Raw genomic sequence first — 20,517 nt, 5'->3', positions numbered from 1 at the left:
ATGTAGGTTGACGCGGGAGGTCTCGTCAACCCCAGTTGACATGCATTCAAGCCTCAGGGGGGCAGGGGGTCAGGGCTTCAGGACCACCTTGCCGAAGAGGTCGCCGGACGCGACCTTCTCGAAGCCCTCCCGCGCCCGGTCCAGCGGCAGGACCTCGTCGATGACCGGCCGCAGGCCCGTCGTGGCGCAGAACGACAGCAGGTCCTCCAGTTCGTCCTTCGAGCCCATCGTCGAGCCGACGACCTTCAGCTCCAGGAAGAAGATCCGGGTCAGCTCGGCGTGCGCCGGGCGGTCGCCGCTCGTGGCGCCGGAGATGACCAGGGTGCCGCCGGGGCGCAGGGACTTCACCGAGTGGGACCAGGTCGCCGCGCCGACCGTCTCGATCACCGCGTCGACGCGGTGCGGGAGGCGGGCGCCCGGTTCGAAGGCGTCCGCCGCGCCCAGTTCCACGGCTCGCTTGCGCTTGGCCTCGTCGCGGCTGGTGGCGTAGACCCGCAGGCCGGCCGCCTTGCCGAGCGCGATGGCGGCGGTCGCGACCCCGCCGCCCGCGCCCTGGACCAGTACCGAATCCCCGGGGCGGACGCCCGCGTTGGTGAAGAGCATGCGGTACGCGGTCAGCCAGGCCGTCGGAAGGCAGGCGGCCTCCTCGAAGGACAGCTCGGCGGGCTTGCGCAGCACGTTCCAGGCGGGCACGGACACCTGCTCGGCGAAGGTGCCCTGGTAGCGCTCGGTCAGGATCGAACGGGGCTCGTCCGGGCCGACTCCGTGGCCGCTCTGGCCGATCACGGAGTGCAGGACGACCTCGTTGCCGTCCTGGTCGATCCCGGCGGCGTCGCAGCCGAGGATCATCGGGAGTTTCTCCTCGCCGAGACCGACCCCGCGCAGCGACCACAGGTCGTGGTGGTTGAGGGAGGCGGCCTTGACGTTCACGGTCACCCAGCCGGGCCGGGCCTCGGGCGCGGGGCGTTCGCCCAGCTCAAGGCCGTTCAGCGGCTGGTCACGGTCGATTCGGGCGGCATAGGCAGCGAACATGACGCGACGCTACCGCTGGGTAGGCGCGGGGTTCCAGCCCCTTCGGGACCGCGGGGGTGAGGTCTTCGTCGCACCGTGCCGTACGAAAGCGGGCGGGGCCCGGCCGGATCACTCCGGCCGGGCCCCGCCCGTACTGTTCGGTTCGGCGATCAGGCCAGGCGGGCCACGCCGTCGGCCTTCGCCGCGGCGGCCACGGCCGTGGCGACGGCCTCGGCGACGCGCGTGTCGAACGGCGACGGGATCACGTACTCGGCGGTGAGCTCGTCATCCGCGACGACACCGGCGATGGCGTCGGCGGCCGCGATCTTCATGTTCTCGGTGATCCGGGAGGCGCGGACCTTGAAGGCGCCCGCGAAGATGCCCGGGAACGCCAGAACGTTGTTGATCTGGTTCGGGAAGTCCGAGCGACCCGTCGCCACGACCGCCGCGTACTTGTGCGCGACGTCCGGGTGGACCTCCGGGTTCGGGTTCGCCATGGCGAAGACGAACGCGTCCTTCGCCATCGAGGCCACGGCCTCTTCCGGAACGGTGCCGCCGGAGACGCCGATGAAGACGTCCGCGCCGGCCAGCGCCTGCTCCAGCGAACCGGTCTGGCCGGTCTTGTTGGTCAGGCCCGCGATCTCCGCCTTGACGTCCGTCAGGTCGGTGCGGTCCGCCGAGACGACGCCCTTGCGGTCGGTGACGCAGACGTCGCCGATGCCCGCGTCCACGAGGATCTTCGCGATGGCGATGCCCGCGGCGCCGGCGCCCGAGATCACGGCGCGCAGGTCGCCGAGCGTGCGCCCGGTGAGCTTCGCGGCGTTGCGCATGGCGGCCAGCGTCACGATGGCCGTGCCGTGCTGGTCGTCGTGGAAGATCGGGATGTCGAGGGCCTCCTGCAGGCGGCGCTCGATCTCGAAGCAGCGGGGAGCGGAGATGTCCTCCAGGTTCACGCCGCCGAAGGACGGTGCGAGGCGGATGACCGTCTCGACGATCTCGTCCGTGTCCTTGGTCGCGAGCGCGATCGGAACCGCGTCGACGCCACCGAACTGCTTGAAGAGGATTGCCTTGCCCTCCATCACGGGGAGGGAGGCCTCGGGACCGATGTCACCGAGTCCGAGCACGGCCGTACCGTCGGTGACGACGGCGACCACGTTGGACTTCCAGGTGTACTCGTTCACGAGCTCGGGCTGCTCGGCGATGGCGGTGCACACCTTCGCCACGCCCGGCGTGTAAGCCAGGGACAGGTCGTCCTTGTTGGTGACCGGGACGGTGGCCTGGACGGCCATCTTGCCGCCCCGGTGCAGCGCGAACACCGCGTCCGGGTTGTTGTCCGTAACGCTGCTGTCGCTGCGAGGGTTGACGATCTCCGCTGCCACTTGATGTGACCCCTTAAGTCCTTTGAATCGTTGAGGGTGGCCACTCCTGGTTAAGGGGTGGGCGGGCACCGAGTACGTACTCCGCTTCGACGGTTGGCCCGTCTCCGCGGAGGGGAGGTTCGTACGCGCGGGCGCGCCGCACGCGCGCCCTGAGCCCCGGATGAGGGGTGTAAGGATCTGTTCTACCCGAAGAACGCTCACCCAGACGAGTCGATTCCGCCTCGACTGTAGGTCTTCTGTCCCGCTTTTGGCCAAAAGTCCAAAGCTTGATGTCCGACAGGCGAGACGGACAGAAGAAACTCTTGAGAAAACCCCTGGTCACGGCAGTATCTGCGGCATCGACGGCCCTGCCCCGCAGTCCTGTTGGGTCACCCCGGTCGCCCGTTATGCGATTTTGACCTGACGGGCACCCTGAATGTCTCAGTCCGAATGGCAAGATGCCGTAATCACACAAGGTCGCGACACCCGATGGTGCGTGTCCGACCGCTTCTCGATCCTTTTCCATCAGCCGGAGGAACGAAGCCATGACCGCAAGCACCACCCGTCGTACGACCGCCGCCCGGTCCCGGATCGCCGCGGTCGGCGCGATCGCGGTCGCCGGCGCCCTGGTCCTCACCGGCTGTGGCGACCAGACGAAGAGCAGCTCCTCCTCGACCCCCTCCGGTGGTACGCAGAAGGACAGCTCCGCCCCGCTCTTCTCGGCCCTGCCGAAGAAGATCCAGGACGCCGGTGTGATCAAGGTCGGCACGGACTCCGCCTACGCCCCGATGGAGTTCGTCGAGAACGGCAAGATCGTGGGTGTCGACCCCGACATCGCCGAGGCGCTCGGCAAGCAGCTCGGTGTGAAGTTCCAGTTCACCGCGGGCACCTTCGACGGCCTGATCACCTCGATCTACACGGGCCGCGAGGACGCGATCATGTCCTCGATCACCGACAACAAGAAGCGCCAGGAGGGCCTGGACGACAAGGGTCAGAAGATCGGCAAGGGGATCGACTTCGTCGACTACTTCTCCTCCGGCCTCTCGCTCCTCGTCAAGAAGGGCAACCCCGAGGGCATCAAGTCCATGGACGACCTCTGCGGCAAGACCGTGGCCGTCCAGCGCGGCACGATCTACGAGGACACCTTCAAGGCCCAGGCCGAGAAGTGCGGTGACAAGAAGCTCACCATCCAGGCCTTCGACACCGACGCCGAGGCGCAGACCCGCGTCAAGGCCGGCGGCGCCGTCGCCGACCTGAACGACTACCCGGTCGCCGCCTACACGGTGAAGACCTCCGGTGGCGGCAACGACTTCGAGATCGCGGGCCAGCAGAGCGACGTCGGCCTCTTCGGCATCGGCGTGAGCAAGGAGAACACCCAGCTCCGCGACGCCCTGAAGCAGGCCCTGGACGCCGCGATCAAGGACGGCTCCTACGCCAAGGCGCTGGAGAAGTGGAACGTGCAGGACAGTGCCGTCAAGTCCGCGACGATCAACGCCGGCCAGTAGGTCAGTCCCGCCCCGCTCCACGCTCCACTGAAGGGCAGTCATTGTGACTGACAAGATCGAAAAGGGTCCGGCCGATAACCAGCCGGCCGGACCCGGCGCCTCGGGTACCCCGTACGAGGCCATCAAGGCCATCCCGGTGCGGCACTACGGCCGCTGGGTCAGCGGCGTCGTCGTCGTCGCGCTGCTGGGCTGGATCGTCTACGCGTTCGCCAACGGCAACGTCATCTGGGCGACGGTCCGCGACAAGCTGTTCGACCCGGCGGTCCTGAGCGGTCTCGGCAACACCGTGATCATCAGCGTCTCGGCCATGGCCCTGGGCCTCGTGCTCGGCATCCTGTTCGCGGTGATGCGACTCTCCAAGAACCCGGTGACGGGCGCCGTCTCCTGGCTCTACATCTGGTTCTTCCGCGGCACCCCGGTGTACGTCCAGCTGCTGGTGTGGTTCAACCTGTCGCTGATCTTCCAGTACATCAACCTCGGTCCGATCTACAAGAACTACACCGTCGACGTCATGACGCCGTTCATGGTCGCCCTCCTGGGCCTCGGCCTGAACGAGGGCGCCTACATGGCGGAGATCGTCCGGGCCGGCATCCAGTCGGTCGACGAGGGCCAGACCGAGGCCGCCCACGCGCTCGGCATGTCGCAGACGAAGACCATGCGCCGGGTCGTGCTCCCGCAGGCGATGCGCGTGATCATCCCGCCGACGGGCAACGAGTTCATCAACATGCTGAAGACCTCCTCCCTGGTCTCGGCGGTGCAGTACACAGAGCTCCTGCGGGCCTCGTCGAACATCGGCAACACGGCCGGCGCCATCATGGAGATGCTGTTCGTGGCCTCCTTCTGGTACCTGGCACTGACCAGTGTGTTCAGCGTCGGCCAGTACTACCTGGAGCGCCGCTTCGCCCGTGGTTCCACCCGGAACCTGCCGCCGACGCCGTTCCAGCGTCTGAAGGCCAACCTGAACATGTTCCGCCGCACGGAGGTCGCGCGATGACCGCTCAGCCGATGGTCAAGGCCGAGGGCGTCCACAAGTCGTACGGCGCCGCCCACATCCTCCGCGGGATCGACCTGGAGGTCGCCCCCCGTGAGGTCTTCTGCCTGGTCGGTCCGTCCGGCTCCGGCAAGTCGACCTTCCTGCGGTGCATCAACCACCTGGAGCGCATCAACGCCGGCCGGCTCTCGGTCGACGGCCAGCTGGTGGGGTACAAGCAGAAGGGCGACAAGCTCTACGAGCTGAAGGACAGCGAGGTCGCGGCCCAGCGCCGGGACATCGGCATGGTCTTCCAGCGCTTCAACCTCTTCCCGCACATGACGGCCATCGAGAACGTCATGGAGGCCCCGGTCCTGGTCAAGGGCGAGTCCAAGGCGGTGGCGCGCGAGCGCGCCGTACGCCTCCTGGACCGCGTGGGCCTCGGGGACAAGGGCGGGAACTACCCCTCCCAGCTCTCCGGCGGTCAGCAGCAGCGCGTGGCGATCGCACGCGCGCTGGCCATGGAGCCGAAGCTGATGCTCTTCGACGAGCCCACCTCGGCGCTCGACCCCGAGCTGGTGGGCGACGTCCTGGACGTCATGCGGGACCTGGCCGAATCGGGCATGACCATGATCGTGGTCACGCACGAGATGGGCTTCGCCCGCGAGGTCGGCGACAACCTCGTCTTCATGGACGGCGGCGTCGTCGTGGAGTCGGGCAACCCGCGCGACGTGCTGGGCAACCCCCAGCACGACCGCACCAAGGCGTTCCTCTCCAAGGTGCTCTAGCGCTCCGCGGGAAACGTGGTCGGGGAGCTGCGGGCCGGCCGTGGCCGGTCGCGCAGTTCCCCGCGCCCCTCAAGGGCGCGGAAAGGGGCGGTACGGATCTCCGTACCGCCCCTTTCCGCTGTAGCCGGAAAATTACTGCTTCAGACCTAGGACCAGTGCGTCCGAGGGGGAGCGCCAGACCGCACGGGCCTCCGCGAACCCGGCGTCGAGGAGCGTGCGGACGTGCCAGGCCTCCGGCGGGGTGTCGCCGTCGGCGTGCTCCCCGTAGATCGCGAAGCGCTGCTTGACCGGCTCGGCCAGCAGCGGGTCCGCCGCCGCCAGCGCCCACCACTCGCGCCAGTCCGCGACCCCGGCCGCCTTGGCCCCGTCCATGACGGCGTGCCGGTGGGCGTGCTCGGCGGCGTCGATGCGGGGGGTGGCCGGGTCGGGCATGTGGTCGGCGTTCATGAACACCCCGCCCGGCGCCACCAGCGGCGCGAGCTGCCCGTAGAGGACGGCGAGGTCATCGCTGTGCAGCCAGTGCAGGGCGGTGGCCGTCAGGACCGCGTCGTACGTCTCGTGGGGGAGCGCGGAGCGCCAGTCGGGGTCCTTGAGGTCGGCGGTGACGAAGGTGACGCGCGGGTCGCCCGCGAAATGGCCCCCGGCGATCGTCAACAGGGCCGGGTCGAGATCGACGCCCGTACTGGTGGCTCCCGGGAACCGCTTGAGGACGCGGTCCGTAATACTTCCCGTACCGCACGCGAGATCCAGTATCCGGGGGGTGGGGCCGACCAGTGCCTCGACCATGTCCAGCATCACCCGGAACCGCTCCTCGCGGTCGGGCATGTACCACTCCTGCTGGCGGTCCCAGCTGTCCTGCCAGGCCTGCCAGTACCCGGCGGTGTTGTCGGGTGTTGCCGTCGTCGCCGTATCCGCCATCACGAACCCCTCCGTACGTAATACCCTCGAAGACGTCTCAGCCGTTACCCCGAGACATTAATCCGCATCCGTAAGGACTACAAGTGGAACTGGCCCATTACTCGGACTTCGCCGTGCGCCTGGTCAACACCGAGGAGCCGGCCCGCAACAAGGACTCGCTCACCTCGGTGGACGCCGTCCGCGCCCTGTTCGGCGCCAGCCAGCAGATGGCCCGCCGCGTCACCGACACCGACGTGACCCGTTTCCGCAACGTCCGCGCCCGGCTGCGCGCCGTCTTCGAGGCCGCCGACGGCGGCGACCACGTCCTCGCCGTCGACCTCCTGAACTCCCTGCTCATGGAGTTCCCCGTCAGCCCCCAGGTCTCCGGCCACGAGACCCTCGACGAGACCGGACGCCCCGACTGGCACATCCACCTCGCCGACCACCCCTCGAACGCGTCGGCCGGCTACGCCGCCATCGCCTCCTTCGGGCTGGCCTTCCACCTCACCGCGCACGGCCCCGACCGCCTCGGCCTCTGCCAGGCCGCTCCCTGCCGCAACGCCTACCTCGACACCTCCACCAACCGCTCCCGGCGCTACTGCTCCGACCGCTGCGCCACCCGCGCCAACGTCGCCGCCTACCGCGCCCGCAAGCGGCTGGAGGCCGAGGCGTCCGCCCGCAACGGCCGCAGCGCCGACACCGCCCAGGACAGCCACGCCCTCAGCGAACGCTGACCCTCCTCGCGCGCCCGCAGCCGCAGCACCGCCGTCGCCAGCACCAGCTCGTCGGGCACCGGCCCGTAGACGGTGCTGTCGCCGGTCTCGTTGTACGGGTTGTCCCCCAGCACCCACCAGCAGCCACCCGGCCGCCGCTCCGTCGCCCGCTTGACCACCAGCAGATCCTGCTGGAAGGGGTGGCGCAGCACGACCACCGCACCCGGCCGCACCCGAGCCCCGTAACGGACCAGCAGTTGGTCGCCGCTGAGCAGCGTGGGCACCATCGACGCCCCCGTCACCTCGACCAACCCGAACTGCTTCCGCGGGCGTCTGTTCTCCACCATCCGTGTCCTCCTCGTCACACGCGCATGCTGCCGCACCGTCCCGTACGTTCGCTCACCGGTCCGGCCGAGCACATGGACTTTTGTCCTAAGCCCATGGGGGCGCCCGCGAATTCCGCTCCTCCAGCGAGTAATCTCCCCCCTGAGAAGACGATCACGAGGAGGACACACTCCAATGCTTTCCCGCCTCTTCGCCCCCAAGGCGAAGGTCTCCGCCCACTGCGATCTGCCGTGCGGCGTGTACGACCCTGCCCAGGCCCGCATCGAGGCCGAGTCCGTCAAGGCCGTGCAGGAGAAGTACCAGGCCAACGACGACGCCGACTTCCGCGCGCGCGCCATCACCATCAAGGAGCAGCGCGCCGAGCTCGCGAAGCACCACGTCTCGGTGCTGTGGAGCGACTACTTCAAGCCCCCGCACTTCGAGAAGTACCCGCAGCTGCACACCCTGGTCAACGACACCCTGAAGGCCCTCTCGGCCGCCAAGGCGTCGAACGACCCGGCGACCGGCGCGAAGGCCCTTGAGCTCATCGCCGAGATCGACCGCATCTTCTGGGAGACCAAGGCCGCCTGATCCGGCGCCCCGCACTCCCGGTGCACCCTGCGCGCCGCTGCCCGGCGCGCACGCGAGAACGGCCCGACCGCCTGTATGGCGGCCGGGCCGTTCTCGTCGTCGCGGGCGCTTCCGTGAGCGCCTTCGCTCACTCGTCGGCGTCGTCGTCCTCGTCGTCCAGACGCGCCAGCCAGGTCGCCAGGCGCTCCACCGGGACCTCGAAGTCCGGGTTCAGGTCGACGAAGGTCCGCAGCTGCTCGGCGAGCCACTCGAAGGTGACCTCCTCCTCGCCGCGCCGCTTCTCCAGCTCCTCGATGCCGCGATCGGTGAAGTACAAGTCGGGCTCCGTGTCCAGGGGGGTGTTTCCCGCCAGGATAATCCGCCCGTCGCCGGGAACCTCCCGCCAGCGGCGGCCCCGGGTCTAGCCTGGACGTCTCACGAGCGGGGGGCGCGGATGACGGACGGGCGCACGGGCGGGTCCGGACGCGCCTACGAGCTCCTGGAGCCCCTCGTTCTGGCCGCGACCGTACGCGTCCACGAGCCACCTGACGGGTATGGAACCCCTGGGCCCGGGGCCACCTGGGGGAGCGGCTTCTTCATCGCCCCCGGCTGGGTCCTGACGTGCGCGCACGTGGTCGGCGAAGGGGGTGGGGCCACCATGCGCATCACCGGGCGCGAGGTCGGCATCACCTTCCCCTCCGGCGCCGGCGGCACCACCTGCACCGTCGTCGGGCGCGTGGAACGCGTACTGCCCGAACGGCTGGAGGAACGGCGTCCCGCCAGGGGCGCCCTGTGGGACCTGCCCGACCTGGCCCTCGTCAAGGTGCTCTCGCCCGTCTCGCACGCCTGCGTCTGGCTGACCGACCGCTCCAGGCCCCGCTTCGACGAGGCCGCCTACTTCGGCTGCACCGACGACCTCGGCACCCCCGAGATCACCGGCCGCACCACCCGGCTGCTCGGCATCGCGGGCAACGGCGCCGCCATCCGGCTCGGCGACGACGACGAGATCGAGCCCGGGATGTCCGGCGGGCCCGTGGTCGACCTCGCCCGCGGCGAGGTCGTCGGCGTGGTCAAGGCCCGACGGCACAGCGGTGGCGGCGGACTCGCCGTGTCCGTGGTGCAACTGCGCACCCTGCCGGCGGGCGGGGACGGGCAGGCCGGTCTCTACCACCGCGTCATGCAGGCCCACGACCGCCACCACTACGACGAACACCTCAGCGACCTCGACACCCGCCGGACCTGGACCGACGTCCAGGACGAGCTCGCCGCCCCGGACGGCGACCCGTACGGCGGCCGCGGCCGGCTCGCCCCCGGCGAACGCACCACGCTGTTCGGGCTGCTCGCCGAACTGCCCCCACCGGGCTCCTCCGAGACCGTACGGGCCCTCGTCGAAGCCGCCCGCGGAGAGGAACCCGACCCGCATCCACCCGCCCCCCTGAGCTGGCGCGACGGCACGGGCATGCTGTACGACCCGCCGAGCGGACGCGGCGAGGCCGAAGCGATGCTCCGCTACGCCACCGACGTGAGCGTGGCCGACCACCGCGAGCCGTCCCCCTCCGGCGCGGACGAGGACCTGTGGGAGTGGACCCGGGCCGCCGCCGTACGGCTGTGGCGCCCCCAGCGGCGCGAACTGGGCGAACGCCGGGAACGGGGACTGCTGGACCGGGCGGAACGCATGCACGCCCCGGCCGGGTGGCTGCCCCGCGGCCCCGCGGCCCGGCAGCAGGGCGGCGTGCCCGCCGGCGCCTCGGCCCTGCTGGAGCTGTGGGCGCACGCCTGGGAGACGGACGTGTACGACTGGCGGGTCTCGGTGCTCGCCGGCCCCGCCCACCCGGGGCGGCTGACCGCCGTGGACTCGGGCGTACGGGCCGTGATGCGGGAGCTGCCCGAAGTGCTGCGGGCCCCGCTCGCCGAGGCCTTCCGGCGCACGGACACGGACGAGGCGGCCGCCATGCTCGAAGTCGCCGTCGACCCCGAGCTGTTCGGGGCCGCCGTGGACGAGTGGAAGCTGGCCGGCGGCCTGCCCGTCGGGGTGCAGCGGCCGGTCGTCTTCCGGTGGGCGGCCGGCAGCCGGGCACCCACGCCCGCGGCCGCCGCCCGGTGGGCCCGGGTACAGGCGGGACCGGCCCTGGACGAACGGGCCGACTGCGTGCGCGGCCGCCCCCGCAGCCCGTCCCCGCTGTGGCTGGCCGGGCTCCCCGACAACACCGTGCCCGTGCACTGCCGGGCCCCGGCGAAGGAACCCGCCCTCGGCTCGCTGCACGCCGTACGGGACGCCGGCTACGGGGTCGTGATGCTCCGCCGGCCCCCCGCCGACCCGGCGGCGCCGTGCGCGCCGTACCACCGCGGGCAGCGGGACGAACTGGGCGACGCCCTCCGGGGCGAGGCGCTGCCCGGCCGCCTGCAGCTCCTGCGCAGACGGATGTACGAGGCGGATCCCGACGCCTACTGGGCCGCGGGATCGGGACTGGTGTGGGAGGACCCGGCGCGACCGCTGCCGGACGACGAGCCTCTGCAAGGCGATCTGTGACGGCACGGCGGGACTCGACGAGGGAGCGTCAATGAACGACGAGTGGCTCATCTACCGCGGTGTCGGCGAACCCCACGACGGGATCGACGCACTGCCCGACCCGCCGCCGTGGCGGGACTTCGACGGCGCCCCCGCCGGCGAACCGCAAGACCCGGAAGCACCCGACGGCGCGCCCCCGGCCGCCCGGCCCGCCGACGGGGCCATCGCCCGGCGGCTCGGTGCCCACCGGCAGGCCGCCGAGCTGCACCGGCCCGAGCCCGAGGAACTGGAGGCCATCAACGCGGCGTTGTACCTGCGCCGGCCCCTGCTCGTCACGGGCTTCCCCGGCACCGGCAAGTCCACGCTCGCGCACGCCGTGGCCCACGAGCTGAAGCTCGGCCGGGTGCTGCGCTGGCCCGTGGTCTCGCGGACCGTGCTCCAGGACGGCCTGTACCGCTACGACGCCCTCGCCCGCCTCCAGGACGTACAGATCGCCGCGAGCGGAGGCGCCGGCGGCCCCGGCGGCGTGCCCGGGATCGGGAAGTACATCCGGCTCGGGCCGCTGGGAACCGCCCTGCTGCCCACCGAGCGACCCCGCGTGCTGCTGATCGACGAGCTCGACAAGAGCGACATCGACCTGCCGAACGACCTGCTCAACGTGCTGGAGGAAGGCGAGTTCGCCCTCCCCGAACTCGAACGGGTCGCCGACACCGAACCCGAGGTGCGGGTCCTCACCGACGACGGCGCGAAGGTGACCGTCCGCGGCGGCCGCGTGCGCTGCCGGGCCTTCCCCTTCATCATCCTGACCAGCAACGGCGAACGGGACTTCCCGGCCGCCCTGCTGCGCCGCTGCATCCAGTTGAAGCTCGGCCAACCCGGCGAGAAACGCCTCGCCACCATGGTCCGCGCCCACCTCGGCGAGGAGGCCGCCCGATCGGGCGCCGACCTGATCCGGGAGTTCCTCAGCCGCTCCCAGTCCGAACTGGTCGCCGCGGACCAACTCCTGAACGCCGTCTACCTCACGCACTACGCGGCCCCGCCCACCCGGGAGGACCTCGCGGACCTGCTCATCCAGCGCCTCGACCGCCCGAGGTGACCCGCCGTGCCCGAGCCTGACCCAACCGCGCCCGAACCCGCCGCCCCCGGTTCCGCCGCCCCTGCCGCCCCGCCCGAACCCGCGGCACCCGGTATCCGTGAACTCGCCGCGCTGCTCGGCGCGGCCGGGCTCGACCCGTCCCCCGAGGAGATCGCCGACGCGCTGTGGCTCGCCGCACGCATCAGGCGCCCGGGGGAGCCGACCGAAGCCACCCCGGGGCGGGTGCGCGCGCCCGGGACCGAGGAGGAGGAACCGGTCAGGCCGCCCCCGGCCGAGCCCGAACGGGCCCGGCCGGAGGAGGAGGACCAGGTCAGGCTCTACGCACCCGGATCCCACCCGCCCGCCGAAACGGAAACGCAGGGCGCCGGGTTCCCCGGACAGTCCGCCGTGCCCGTACGCGTCCCGGGCGCCGCCGCACTGCCCCGGATCCTCGACATCCAACGGGCCCTGCGCGCCCTCCAGCGGCACCGCCCGCCCGCCCCGCCCACCCGAAGGGTGCTCGACGAACCGGCCACCGCCGAGGCCAGCGCACGCGCCCTCGGACTGGTCATCCCCGTGCTCAGGCCGGAGAGCCGGCGTGAGGCGACCGTACGGCTGGTGATGGACGCCTCGCCCTCGATGGCCGTCTGGCAGGACATGTTCGAGGAACTGCGCTCCGTCTGCGAACGGCTCGGCGCCTTCCGGGACGTCCAGGTGCACTACCTCCACCGGCTCGACGACGGCACGGTGGTCCTCGGCCGAGGACCCGTCGCCGGCGCCGGAGCGCGTTCCGCGGACCAACTGCGCGACCCGACCGGACGGGCCCTGACCATGGTGGTCTCCGACTGCGCCGGACCCATGTGGCGCGAGGGATCCGCCCAGCGGCTCCTGCACCGGTGGGCCGAATGCACCCCCTGCGTGGTCGTCCAGCCGCTGCCGCAGCGGCTCTGGGGGCGCAGCTGGCTGCCGACCGAGAGGGGCACGCTCGCCCGGGTCGAGGGAGGCGGCGGGAAGCTGCGGTTCCGGCCCGACCGGCCGCCCCTGCCAGGACGGCTCACCGGCGGACTGGCCGTTCCCGTCCTGCCGCCGAGCGCCACCGCCCTCGGAGCCTGGGCCCGCCTCGTCGCCGGCCTCGGCAGCGGGCCGGTACCGGCCGAGGTCGGCCGGGTGCTCGCCGACCACCCCGGCGCGCCCCCGCCGCCGCCCAGGGCCGCCCGGCCGCCGCGCGAACTGGTGGCCCGGTTCCGCTCCTCGGCCGCGCCCCGGGCCGTACAACTCGCCGTGTACCTCTCGGCCGCCCCGCTCACCCTGCCCGTGATGCGGCTCGTCCAGCGCACGATGCTGCCCGACTCGGAGCCCTCCGACCTCGCGGAGGTGCTGCTCAGCGGGCTGCTGCGGCGCACCGGACCGACCGCCGGGCAGTGGTACGAGTACGTGCCCGGAGTACAGGACGTACTGCTGGGCCCGCTGGGGCGCGACGAGGCCGCGCTGGTGCTCAAACACTGCTCGGAATACGTGCTGGCGCACTTCGGTCGGGGCGTGCGCAACTTCCCCGCGCTGGCCGTCTCCCAGCTCACCGGAGCGCCGGCCCCCGTCGCCGAAGCACCGCCGGACGCCGCCGTCGGGGAACGCCCCGGGCGGCTCCCGCAGGCCTTCGCCGAGGTCTCCGCGAAGGTCGTACGCCGCTACCTGCCGGGCATCCCCGGGGAGGAACCGGGCGAGGGCGCCCCGGTCCGGGCACCGCTGCCGCCGCCGGTACGGGCCCGGGCCGTACGGGCCGCCCGCGCCCGCCTCGCCGACGGGGACATCGACGGCGACCCGCGGACGCTGTACGAGGGCGTGGCCCTGCTGCGGCGCGCGGTCGCCGCCCCGCCCGGCCCCGGGGACCCGCCCGAGGAGGCCGAAACCGAGCTGGCCGGGGCGCTGCTGCGGCTGTGGGCCGCCCAGCGGGACCCGGAGCTGCTCACCGAGGCCGAGCGGGCCCTGACCGGCCTGCGGACCCCGCTCGCGCGGGCCGTACGGGGCCGGGTGCTGTACGAACGGGCCCTGGCGGCCGTACCCGACGGGGAGCTGTTGGAGGCGGCCGACCGGGAGTTCGCCGCGGCCGGAGCCGCCGCGGGGGACCCACGGCTGCGCCGGGACTGCGCCGTCCGGCGGGCCGACACCCTGATCCGGCTGAGCGCCCTGCGCGAGGACCCCTCCGCCCTGCGCGAGGCCCGTGCCGCCCTCGAACCCCTGGCGGGCGCCGCCCCCGGCCCGAGCCCGGTCTTCGTCCCGCACCCCGACCTGCAACTGGCCCTGGGCCGCGTCCTGCTGGCGCTGCTGCCGCACACCCCCGACCCGGCCGACCGCACGGCCCTCGCCGAAGAGGCCGCCGCCCGCCTGGCCACGGCCCTCACCGCCCTCCTCGCCGGCCCCGACACCGCCAGGCCGGCGGCCGTGCGGGTGGAGCTGGCGGGCGCGCTGCGGTACCTGCCCTGGCGGCTGGGGGAGGCGGCCGGGCAGCTGGCGACCGCGCTGGAGGAAGCCGGCGGGGACCAGGAGCTGCGGGTGGCCGCCCTCGTGTGCCAGGCCCGACTGCACCGGGCCCGGTACGCGCGGGACGCGGACCCGGCGGCCCTGGAGGACGCGGCCGAGGCCTACGGCCGGGCCCGGCGACTGATCCCCCGCGACGCGGAGGCCTTCGGGGAACTGCTGCCCGAGTGGGGCGACGTACTCCTGGAGCGGGCACGGGCCGCCGACGGGCGGCGGTTCACCGGCACCGCCGTGCGCGTACTGCGCGACAGCCGGGCGGCGGTCCCGCAGTCCGACCCCGGGTCCGCGCACCGGCTCCGGCGCCTGGCCACCGGACTGCGGCTGCGCCACGCGTACGAGGGCGACACGGTGGACCTGCTGGAGGCCGAGCACCTCCTGGAACTGGCCGCCCGACAGAGCCGGAGCCCCCTCGACCGGGCCCGGGCCCTGCGGGACCACGGCGACGTACAGCAGGAGATCCACGCCCACACCCGGGCCGTGGACCGCCTCGACCGGGCGGCGGACTCCTACCGGCGCGCCTGGCGGTCGGCCCTGGAGGCAGAGCGGGCCGATCGGGCCGACCGGTTGGAGCACGGGGAGCGCGAGGAGCACGAGGAGCGCGCGGACAGCGCTCTCAGGCTGGCGGCCCGGGTGCAGGAGCTGCGCGGAGAGGTCCTGGAACGCCTCGCCCGCCCCAGGGCGGCCCTCGACGCGTACCGCTCCGCACTGGACCTGTGGACGCGGCTCGGCCCGGACGCCGACGAGGAGCGGCGCGAAGCCCTGCGCGCCCGCACGCGTGCCCTCGAAGCAGACCTCTGAGCAGTTTCCGCACGCCGGAGGAGGGGAAAGGGCAGTGGACCATCGAAGGCGCAGGAATCCGAACCAACAGGGGGACGGGCAGCCCATGGTGACTCAGCATCAGGAAGCGGTCGCGCGCCGCGAGTGCTCCGGAAGGCTGCCGGACCTCTCCGGGCTGGACCTGGCCGCGCTGCGCGGGATCGACGACCCCGTGCTCGCCCATGTGATCGAGGGCATGGTCGAGCGCGTGACGCACCCGGCGGAGATCCTGAACGCCTACGACGACCCGGGGACATGACGTCCGGCCACTCGGGTTGACCACTTTCCGCCGTTAGCCGGGACCTGCCGAGGGGCAGAGATGGACCGTCCGCAGCGGGGAGGTGCAGCGATGATCCTTACGGTGCCGATCAACCCCGCCGGGGCTCCGCGCCTCAAACGCCGGCGGGGCTGGGTGTGGGTCCCCGGGGCGGGGGCTTCGACCCTGCGGCCCGGTCCGCGGCGTCCCTCCGGGACGTCTCCTCGTCGTCGCGCACGAAGCCGCAGCTTCGACCCCGAGCCGGGTTGCGCGCTCCTCCTGCGGGGACGCCCCGGAGTGCCCCCGCTCCCCCCGCACGGGCCGAGGCCCGCCCCGGTGGACCGGGGGGACGTCGACAAGGTGGACGCCCGCCGGACAGCCCCAGCCCCCCGCACCGGGAGTGCGTGGCCGGGGTGGGGGCACGGCGGAGTGTCCCCGCAGGAGGAGCGCGCAACCGGGCTCGCCCGTCGAAGCCACGGCTTCGTGCGCGACGACGAGGAGATGCTCCGGCGGGGCACCGCCCCACCAGGCCGGTCCCGCCCGGGGGGCACCACCCAGCCCCGCCGGCGTTTGAGGCGCGGGGTCCGGGGCGGAGCCCCGGCGGTGGCGGCCCACGCGAGGGGCCGCTCGTGAGCGCCGTGCCCGCCGCCTTCCACGTGCCCTCCCGCACACTGCGGGCCCTCGCCTCCACCGAGCCCACCCCCGACGGCACCCGCCTCGTGCGCGACGTACGGCGCTCCAAGCGACTGCTCCTGTTGCGCGCCGTCCTCGACGCCGCCCCCGGCGGCCGCTCCGGGGCCGCCGCCGACCACTGGGCCCTCCTGGAAGAGGCCGAGCGCCGCGACCCCGACGCGGTGCGCGACGTACTGCACTACCCGGCCACCGGGGTCTGGGCCGAGGAGACCCTGCGCCGCCTGCACGCCCCCTCCGGGCCCCCGGCCGACCTCGGTCACCTCGGGGCCCTCGCCGTCGCCGCCGCCCTGCGCGCCCGGATCGCCTTCACCCACACCCTCCGGCCCCTGCACGGCCGCCTCGTACTGCCCACCCTCGGGCTGCTGCGCCCGGACCGCCCCGGCCCGCTCACCCTCACCGAACGCTCCTGGGACCCCGAGGACCCCGGCATCCTCCCCCTGCACGCCCTCCCCGGCGGCCGCACCGCCCTCGACGACCTCGACCCCTACCGGGCACCCGGCCCCGCCCGCCCCGCACCCGTCCGGCCCGCCCGCCGGCTCACCCCCAGGGGCCACAAACGCTGGGACACCCAGTGGACCGGCGCCCTCACCCTGCTCCAGCGCTACGACACCACCCGCGCCCAGGAGACCGTCCAACTGCTGCGCTCCGTCGTACCGCTCGGCGGCGGCTCCCGGTCCAGCGGCGCCACCCTCCCCGCCGCCGCGGGCTCCGTCCTGGCCCGCGCCCAGGCCCCGCCCGCGCTCGCCGCGACCCTCGTCCACGAGGTGCAGCACGGCAAACTGACCGCCCTCACCGACGTCCTGACCCTGCACACCGCCGACCGCACGCCCCGCCACTGGGCCCCCTGGCGCGGCGACCCCCGCCCGCTGGAGGGTCTCCTCCACGGCACCTACGCCCACCTGGCCCTCGCCGGCTACTGGCAGCACGCCGCCCTCTACGGGGCCCGCGGCGCCTGGGCCCAGCACGCCCGGATCCGCGCACAGGTGGCCGCCGTACTGCCCGTGCTGTGCGCCCACGAGCGACTGACCCCCGCCGGAAGGGAGTTCACGGACGCGATGGCCGCCGCCGAACGGGCCATGGACGAACTCCCGCCCCCCGGCGACCAGCACACCGCAGCCCGCCGGGCCGTCGACCGAGAACGCCGCGCCTGGTGCCAGGAACACCCCGAACTCGCCACGTTCGTAAAAGGCTGAGGTGCGCCGGGGGTTGACGGACCGTCCGCTGCGGTAGGTTTTCAACCCCGTCCATGCCACTGCCCGGATTCCAGGGAGACGGCCGCATGACCACCGGTACTCGGCAGGACCAGGGCCCGGCCACCGGCCCGCAGCGCTTCGTCATCAGCTTCGCGGGCTTCAACCGCCCCTGGGCCGTGTGGATCGCCCACCGCCTGGAGGAGCACGGCCACCGCGTGTCCCTCCAGCGCTGGGACCCGCAGAACAGCACCGGCCTCGACCAGGCCCTCGACGACCTCGCCCGCTCCGGCAGCCGGGTCCTCCTCATCCTGTCCGAGCGCTACTTCTCCGCCGGCACCCACACCGACGAGGAGTGGAACACCGCCCTGCGCACGGTCACCGACGACCACCCCGACCGGTTCGCCGCGGTCTGCCTCACCGACGCGCCGCTGCCCAGCGCCGTGGCCGTGCTGGAGAAGACCGACCTGTGGGGCCTGGACGCCTACGAGGCCGAATACCGCGTGCTGCGCCGGCTGGAGCTGCCCACCGACCGGATCGGCACCGAGACCGGCCGGCGCGGGCCCCGCTTCCCCAACGACCCGCCCGAGATCTGGGGCCGGGTCCCGCGCCGCAACCCCCGGTTCACCGGCCGCAACGACGTCATCGGCACCCTGCGCGAAGCCCTCGCCGAAGCCCCGCCCGGCGCGTCCACCGTCACCCTCCTCGGGCTGTCCGGCGTCGGCAAGACCCAGGTCGCCACCGAGTACGCCTACCGCTTCGCCTCCGAGTACGACGTCGTGTGGTGGGTCCCCGCGGAGGACCGGCCCACCCTGCGCGAACGCCTCGCCGACCTGGCACCCGCCCTAGGCCTGCCGCGCGGCGCGGGCAGCTACGGCGAGCAGATCCGGGCCGTGCTGGAAGCGCTGCGCAGAGGATCCCCGTACGGCCGCTGGCTGATGGTCTTCGACGGCTGCGACAACCCCGACGACCTCATCGACCTGCTGCCCTCCGGCGCGGGCGACGTCATCATCACCTCCCGCAACCGCGAATGGGCCACCCGGCACACCAGCCTCGTCGAAGTCCCCCTGTACGCCCGGCCCGAGTCCGTCACCTTCATCCGCCGCCGGGCCCGCCGCCTCACCACCGACGAGGCCGACCAGCTCGCCGAGGCACTGGAGGACTACCCGCTCGCCCTAGACCAGACGGCCGGCTGGCTCGCCGACTCCCCGCTGACCGTCGGCGACTACCTGGCGCTGCTCCGGCGCCGGCTGGACTCCCGCGAGGCCGTCACCGTCTCCGACGACTACCCGCTGCCGTTCCCCACCGCCCTGGCCATACTCCTCAACAACGTGCGCGAGGACTTCCCCGACGCCCTCGCCCTGCTGAGGCTGTTCGTCTTCTTCGCTCCCGGGCCGGTGCCGCTGCGCCTGCTGCGCGAGTTCCCCGCCGACGACGTGCCCGAACAGCTCGCCGGGCTGATCAACGACCAGATCCGGTGGAACGCCGCGCTCAACAAGCTCGTCCAGTTCTCCGTCGTCCGCCTGGAGTACTCGGACCTGTCCGTCGACGAGGGCGGCGGCGGCCTGGAAACCGTGCAGCTGCACCGCATGGTCCACGGCATCGTCCGCGAGAACCTCTCGGAGGAGGAGGCCGAACCGCTCTCCCGCGCCGTCCGCCAGGTCCTCGCCGCCGCCGACCCCGGCCGGCCCGCCGACTCCCGGCTCTGGCCCCGGTACGCCGAACTCATCCCCCACCTGGGCCCCTCCGGCGTCGTCACCAGCACCAACCCCCGCATCCAGACCTTCCTGCTGCACTGCCTGCGCTACCTCATCCTCGCCGGCGAGTACCGCACCTGCCTGAGACTGTCCGAGGAGACCGACCTGGTCTGGCGGACCATGCTGGGCGAGGACCACCCCAAGGTCCGCGAACTCAGCTACCACTACGGCGGAGCCCTGCGGAACCTCGGCCTGTTCCGGCGCGCCGAGATCCTCACCCGGGCCCGCTCCGTCGAACTCACCGAGGAACGCGGCGACCGAGACCTGGAGACCCTGCGCGCCAGCAGCTCGTACGGCGGAGTCCTGCTGTGCATCGCCAAGTTCGAGCCGGCCAGGGAGATCTTCGAGCACTGCCTGAACACCTACCGCGAACTGCTCGGCGAGGACGACTCCACCACCCTGGCCGCCCAGAACAACCTCGCCGCCACCTACCGCCTCCTCGGCCGCTACCAGGACTCCTACGACCTCGACCTGGACACCCTGCGCCGCCGCGAACGCGTCCTGAAGGCCCACCACATCTCCACCCTGTCCTCGGGCATCGCCTGCGCGATGGGACTGCGGCTGATGGGCCGCTACCGGGAGGCGCAGACCCGCCAGGAACAGGGCCTCAAGGTCAACACCCAGGTACTGGGACTCGACCACCCGCAGACCCTGCGGGCCGAACACAACCTCGGCATGTGCCTGCGCCGCTCCGGGGACATCGCCGGAGCGGGCCAGCGGCTGCGGATCGTGTGGGAGCGGGCCACGCGCGTCTTCGGCGTCGACTACCCGTGGACGCTGATGGTGGCCTCCGACTACGCGACGTACCTGCGGGAGTACGGGGACGTCGGCGAGGCCCGCCGGATCTCCGAGGACGTGGTCCGCGGCTACCAGTCACAACTCGGCCTCGCCCACCCGTACAGCATCGGCACGGTCGGCAACCTCGGCCTGATCCTGCGCGCCCAGGGTGAACGGCGGGAGGCCCTCTCCCTCGCCGAACAGGCGCTGGTCGGCATGCGGGGCGCGCTCGGCGACCGCCACCCGTGGACGCTGGGCTGCGCGCTGAACGCCACCGGGCACCGCAACATCACCGGGCACCGGGAGGACGCGCTGTCCCTCGGCCGGGAGACCCTGCGCGGCGCGGAGGAGGTCCTCGGCCCGGACCACCCGATGACGCTGAGCGCGCAGATCGCCCTGGCCGCGGACCTGCGCTCCGTCCGCGAGGACGAGGAGGCGGGCAAGCACGAGGACGCGGGCATCAAGGCGCTGACCCGCACGTTGGGCGCCCAGCACGTCCACACCATCTCCGCGAAGCAACGAGTCCGCCCTTACTGGGACTTCGAGCCCCAGCCGTAGCCGCCCTCCCGGGGCTCCGCCCCGGACCCGTGTGGCGGGCCATTCCAGCCTCGCCGGCGTTTGAGGCGCGGGGTCTGGGGCGGAGCCCCGGGAAACCCGGCTCCGCCGGGCAGGGGGGGGGGGGGGGGGCCGGCGCCCCCCCCGCGCGGCCCGCCGGGAGCTCCGCTCCCGGCAGCGGGTACACGCGCGCCAGGCGGCGCGTGGCCGAGCGGGCG

16 protein-coding genes are annotated in these 20,517 nt (G+C 72.9%); 11 read left to right on the top strand and 5 right to left on the bottom strand.

Annotation, left to right across the window (positions count from 1 at the left end; genetic code table 11):
• Positions 1-69: 69 nt before the first annotated feature.
• Both ACFYYJ_RS36130 and ACFYYJ_RS36125 read right to left on the bottom strand, forming a co-directional pair.
• Positions 70-1,032: a zinc-binding dehydrogenase gene (locus tag ACFYYJ_RS36130; RefSeq protein ID WP_384591897.1), complete on the bottom strand. Its 963-nt coding sequence runs from the start codon at positions 1,030-1,032 to the stop codon at positions 70-72.
• A gap of 149 nt (positions 1,033-1,181) precedes the next feature.
• Positions 1,182-2,390: an NADP-dependent malic enzyme gene (locus tag ACFYYJ_RS36125; protein ID WP_385132907.1), complete on the bottom strand. Its 1,209-nt coding sequence runs from the start codon at positions 2,388-2,390 to the stop codon at positions 1,182-1,184.
• A 524-nt stretch (positions 2,391-2,914) separates the two neighbouring features.
• Here ACFYYJ_RS36125 and ACFYYJ_RS36120 point away from each other — a divergent pair.
• From ACFYYJ_RS36120 to ACFYYJ_RS36110, 3 genes are read left to right on the top strand one after another with little or no spacing between them, the layout of a single operon-like run.
• On the top strand, positions 2,915-3,874 hold the full coding sequence (locus tag ACFYYJ_RS36120) for an ABC transporter substrate-binding protein (protein ID WP_384758053.1): 960 nt from the start codon (positions 2,915-2,917) through the stop codon (positions 3,872-3,874).
• Between the two features lie 43 nt (positions 3,875-3,917).
• Positions 3,918-4,868 carry an amino acid ABC transporter permease gene (locus ACFYYJ_RS36115; RefSeq protein ID WP_385132904.1) on the top strand — a complete coding sequence of 317 codons (951 nt, stop codon included), beginning with the start codon at positions 3,918-3,920 and terminating at the stop codon, positions 4,866-4,868.
• Positions 4,865-5,632 (top strand): amino acid ABC transporter ATP-binding protein, encoded by a 768-nt coding sequence (locus ACFYYJ_RS36110; protein WP_385132901.1) that lies wholly within the window; start codon positions 4,865-4,867, stop codon positions 5,630-5,632. The genes ACFYYJ_RS36115 and ACFYYJ_RS36110 overlap by 4 nt, the downstream gene beginning before the upstream one ends.
• A 132-nt stretch (positions 5,633-5,764) precedes the next feature.
• Here the strand turns inward: ACFYYJ_RS36110 and ACFYYJ_RS36105 are convergent, their stop codons facing one another.
• A complete protein-coding gene (locus tag ACFYYJ_RS36105; protein WP_389138545.1) occupies positions 5,765-6,550 on the bottom strand; it encodes a class I SAM-dependent methyltransferase in 786 nt (261 codons plus the stop codon).
• A gap of 83 nt (positions 6,551-6,633) precedes the next feature.
• Here ACFYYJ_RS36105 and ACFYYJ_RS36100 point away from each other — a divergent pair, with 83 nt between their 5' ends.
• A complete protein-coding gene (locus ACFYYJ_RS36100) occupies positions 6,634-7,263 on the top strand; it encodes a CGNR zinc finger domain-containing protein (RefSeq protein ID WP_385132895.1) in 630 nt (209 codons plus the stop codon).
• Here ACFYYJ_RS36100 and sodX read toward each other — a convergent pair.
• Entirely contained in the window at positions 7,167-7,589 is a 423-nt protein-coding gene (gene sodX / locus ACFYYJ_RS36095) for a nickel-type superoxide dismutase maturation protease (protein ID WP_384758068.1), read from the bottom strand. The two genes, ACFYYJ_RS36100 and sodX, sit on opposite strands and share 97 nt — an antisense overlap.
• Before the next feature lie 172 nt (positions 7,590-7,761).
• Here sodX and sodN point away from each other — a divergent pair, with 172 nt between their 5' ends.
• Positions 7,762-8,157, top strand: coding sequence for a superoxide dismutase, Ni (gene sodN / locus ACFYYJ_RS36090; protein ID WP_030709803.1), 396 nt, complete (start codon positions 7,762-7,764; stop codon positions 8,155-8,157).
• Between the two features lie 127 nt (positions 8,158-8,284).
• Here sodN and ACFYYJ_RS36085 read toward each other — a convergent pair whose 3' ends face one another.
• Positions 8,285-8,473 carry a DUF6104 family protein gene (locus ACFYYJ_RS36085; protein ID WP_030709801.1) on the bottom strand — a complete coding sequence of 63 codons (189 nt, stop codon included), beginning with the start codon at positions 8,471-8,473 and terminating at the stop codon, positions 8,285-8,287.
• Positions 8,474-8,590: 117 nt separating this feature from the next.
• Here ACFYYJ_RS36085 and ACFYYJ_RS36080 point away from each other — a divergent pair, with 117 nt between their 5' ends.
• The 6 genes from ACFYYJ_RS36080 (at position 8,591) to fxsT (ending at position 20,302) form a co-directional block, all read left to right on the top strand.
• Complete coding sequence (locus ACFYYJ_RS36080) at positions 8,591-10,666, top strand: trypsin-like peptidase domain-containing protein (RefSeq protein ID WP_389138539.1); 2,076 nt, start codon at positions 8,591-8,593, stop codon at positions 10,664-10,666.
• Between the two features lie 31 nt (positions 10,667-10,697).
• Positions 10,698-11,741: an AAA family ATPase gene (locus ACFYYJ_RS36075; RefSeq protein ID WP_389138536.1), complete on the top strand. Its 1,044-nt coding sequence runs from the start codon at positions 10,698-10,700 to the stop codon at positions 11,739-11,741.
• Positions 11,742-11,747: 6 nt separating this feature from the next.
• Positions 11,748-15,053, top strand: a complete 3,306-nt coding sequence (locus tag ACFYYJ_RS36070; protein WP_389138533.1) for an SAV_2336 N-terminal domain-related protein — start codon at positions 11,748-11,750, stop codon at positions 15,051-15,053.
• Between the two features lie 85 nt (positions 15,054-15,138).
• Entirely contained in the window at positions 15,139-15,330 is a 192-nt protein-coding gene (gene fxsA / locus ACFYYJ_RS36065; protein ID WP_385132887.1) for an FxSxx-COOH cyclophane-containing RiPP peptide, read from the top strand.
• A gap of 626 nt (positions 15,331-15,956) precedes the next feature.
• Positions 15,957-17,213 carry an HEXXH motif domain-containing protein gene (locus tag ACFYYJ_RS36060; protein ID WP_385364500.1) on the top strand — a complete coding sequence of 419 codons (1,257 nt, stop codon included), beginning with the start codon at positions 15,957-15,959 and terminating at the stop codon, positions 17,211-17,213.
• 86 nt (positions 17,214-17,299) lie between these two features.
• Positions 17,300-20,302, top strand: a complete 3,003-nt coding sequence (gene fxsT / locus ACFYYJ_RS36055; RefSeq protein ID WP_385132882.1) for an FxSxx-COOH system tetratricopeptide repeat protein — start codon at positions 17,300-17,302, stop codon at positions 20,300-20,302.
• Positions 20,303-20,517 lie beyond the last annotated feature (215 nt).

Source organism: Streptomyces sp. NPDC002467 (genome assembly GCF_042889825.1).
Classification (GTDB): domain Bacteria; phylum Actinomycetota; class Actinomycetes; order Streptomycetales; family Streptomycetaceae; genus Streptomyces.
This window is presented reverse-complemented; position numbering and strand designations above follow the sequence as displayed.

Coding starts and splice junctions, on each gene's coding strand:
- ACFYYJ_RS36130 (WP_384591897.1), bottom strand. CDS start 1,032: ATGTTCGCTGCCTATGCCGCCCGAATCGACCGTGACCAGCCGCTGAAC.
- ACFYYJ_RS36120 (WP_384758053.1), top strand. CDS start 2,915: ATGACCGCAAGCACCACCCGTCGTACGACCGCCGCCCGGTCCCGGATC.
- ACFYYJ_RS36110 (WP_385132901.1), top strand. CDS start 4,865: ATGACCGCTCAGCCGATGGTCAAGGCCGAGGGCGTCCACAAGTCGTAC.
- ACFYYJ_RS36105 (WP_389138545.1), bottom strand. CDS start 6,550: ATGGCGGATACGGCGACGACGGCAACACCCGACAACACCGCCGGGTAC.
- sodX (WP_384758068.1), bottom strand. CDS start 7,589: ATGGTGGAGAACAGACGCCCGCGGAAGCAGTTCGGGTTGGTCGAGGTG.
- sodN (WP_030709803.1), top strand. CDS start 7,762: ATGCTTTCCCGCCTCTTCGCCCCCAAGGCGAAGGTCTCCGCCCACTGC.
- ACFYYJ_RS36080 (WP_389138539.1), top strand. CDS start 8,591: ATGACGGACGGGCGCACGGGCGGGTCCGGACGCGCCTACGAGCTCCTG.
- ACFYYJ_RS36075 (WP_389138536.1), top strand. CDS start 10,698: ATGAACGACGAGTGGCTCATCTACCGCGGTGTCGGCGAACCCCACGAC.
- fxsA (WP_385132887.1), top strand. CDS start 15,139: ATGGTGACTCAGCATCAGGAAGCGGTCGCGCGCCGCGAGTGCTCCGGA.
- fxsT (WP_385132882.1), top strand. CDS start 17,300: ATGACCACCGGTACTCGGCAGGACCAGGGCCCGGCCACCGGCCCGCAG.